At 27.7% G+C, this 2,099-nt stretch carries 3 protein-coding genes; 1 reads left to right on the forward strand and 2 read right to left on the reverse strand.

Features of this window, described 5'->3' with window-relative positions:
- The first annotated feature begins 409 nt into the window (after positions 1 to 409).
- On the forward strand, positions 410 to 637 hold the full coding sequence (locus SOR77_RS08810; protein WP_320636735.1) for a hypothetical protein: 228 nt from the start codon (positions 410 to 412) through the stop codon (positions 635 to 637).
- 154 nt (positions 638 to 791) lie between these two features.
- On the opposite strand, the gene SOR77_RS08815 is transcribed toward SOR77_RS08810, so the two are convergent.
- Both SOR77_RS08815 and SOR77_RS08820 read right to left on the reverse strand, forming a co-directional pair.
- Entirely contained in the window at positions 792 to 1,073 is a 282-nt protein-coding gene (locus SOR77_RS08815) for a hypothetical protein (RefSeq protein WP_320636736.1), read from the reverse strand.
- A gap of 74 nt (positions 1,074 to 1,147) precedes the next feature.
- Positions 1,148 to 2,099 (reverse strand): DNA repair protein RadA (locus SOR77_RS08820; RefSeq protein ID WP_320636737.1); only part of this gene is annotated, 952 nt, incomplete at its 5' end.

Raw genomic sequence — 2,099 nt, forward strand, 5'->3', positions numbered from 1 at the left:
TCTAATTTTTCAGATATGGATTTGGCACTGTTGCCTTTAAGTTTTAGTATTATGGCTTTAATCCTTATGTATTCTCTTTTGTTATTAGTTTTTTTGAGTTCTACTTCTAATTCTTGAATTTGTTTTTGTATATCTTTCATAATATTATTATACTACATTAAATCACACAATTGTATCTATTGTTTAACGGATATTAGTATTAATTAATATTAACAACTCATTAAATTTTTACATTCAGCCAATTCCTACGAGTAATACTTTTAACTATTTCTTTAGTTAAATTATCCTTGATGCTATCATACTATTTTGTTAAGACATAGTCAGTGATTAGTATAAGATTATATTTTAAAAAAACAAGTCTTTTTTTAGAATAATAAATTGATAAAATATAATAAAAGGAGTGATTATTATGAATGAAAAATTTGAAATTTTGTCAATTATTATACTGTTGATTTCTCCTATCTTTATGCATCTAATTTTTAGACAAGAATATAAAAATAATCTAAGAAAAAAATTTATGAATTTTCTTAAATGGATTATTTTAAAATTATTAAAGGCATTGGAATTTTTGTCAGTATACAGTACAGACTTAACTAGTACCCTAGAAAAAGATTTAAATAATAAAAACAAAAAATAAAGGCTAAACTTAATAAAAAATTAAGGTGACCACAAAAAGTGGGGCTTTACACCAGAGACATTAAAAAATATTTGTCTCTGGTTTTTTGTCCCTAACATTTTCTCTAAGGTAAATAGCAACTAATCTGTATTTAATTTTCTATACTATAGCGGACTTAAATATCCGAGTTTTGCTTTAATCCTATAAGCATGGTCTGTATTCTTCTATAGCCATAGTTTGAATTATATTTGCATATGGACTTAATACGTTCTTGTAAATACTCGTCTTTATTTTCTCTATAGAATCTTTTTTGCCAATACATATATGTTAATTTTGGAAAATTTAGTTTCTTAATCAAGCCTTTTAATTTAAATTTTTCTCTTAATGAATGAATTATGATAATCATTCTCTCCTTTTTTACCTTCATCTCAAGTAAAATTTTACTATATTTTGACATGAAAAATTGATCTTTAAAAGTTGAATTTTTAAATCTCACTTCTTGGGTTCAGTTCAAATAGGTATTACTTTAAATTATTTTTGTAACTTATTAATGACTTCTGAAATTGTCTTACATTCAATTATTTGAAGTTTACTCTTTTTATATTTCCCGGGAGATGTAAAAACTCTTTTAAATCCCATCCTCTCAGCTTCTTTAATTCTTTCATCAATTGATGGAACGCCTTTAAGCTCTCCAGTCAATCCCACATCAGCAATAAAAATAGTTTGAGTATCTATAGATATATTTTTTAATGACGAAAATATACTCATCATTACTGCCAAGTTTGAAGCTGTTTCTTTTAATTTTATTCCACCTGTAGTCTTTATAACTACATTCTTATCCATTAATTTCATATTAGCTCTCTGCTCTAAAATTGAAATTAAAGTATTTAAGTGTTCTCTCCTCATACACTCTGAAATTCTTGAAGGGTATGGCAAAAAGCTACTTGAAGCTAAAGCTTCTATCTCAAGTATTATAGGTCTAGTCCCTTCTCTCACTACAGAAAGTGCTGAACCAGGCAATTCTTCTCCTTGTTTTCTCTCTGTCATAAAATATTCTGATGGGTTGTCCAAAGACTCTAAACCTTTTTCGTTCATTATGAAAAATCCCATCTCTCCCGTAGAGCCATACCTATTTTTGGTTGCCACTAAAGATCGTAATTGTTCATTATTTTCACTCTCTAATAAAATTACTGTATCAACAAGATGTTCTAATGCACGAACTCCTGCTAACTCATCTTCCTTTGTCATCTGACCAACTAAAAATACCATCCTTGGTCGTTTGCCTTTTGCAACTTCTACCATTCTATGAGCACATTCCATTACTTGAGTGGGAGCGCCAGACCTTGATTGTATTTCTCTTAAAATAAATGTCTGTATAGAATCTATTATTATAAAATCCGGGTCTATTCTATCTATTTCTTCTAGACAATAATCCATAACATTAGTTGAATAGACAAACAAATTTTGTGATATATTTGCTAAA

It is taken from the genome of Peptoniphilus sp. (assembly GCF_034090345.1).
In the GTDB taxonomy this organism is placed as follows: Bacteria; Bacillota; Clostridia; order Tissierellales; family Peptoniphilaceae; genus Peptoniphilus.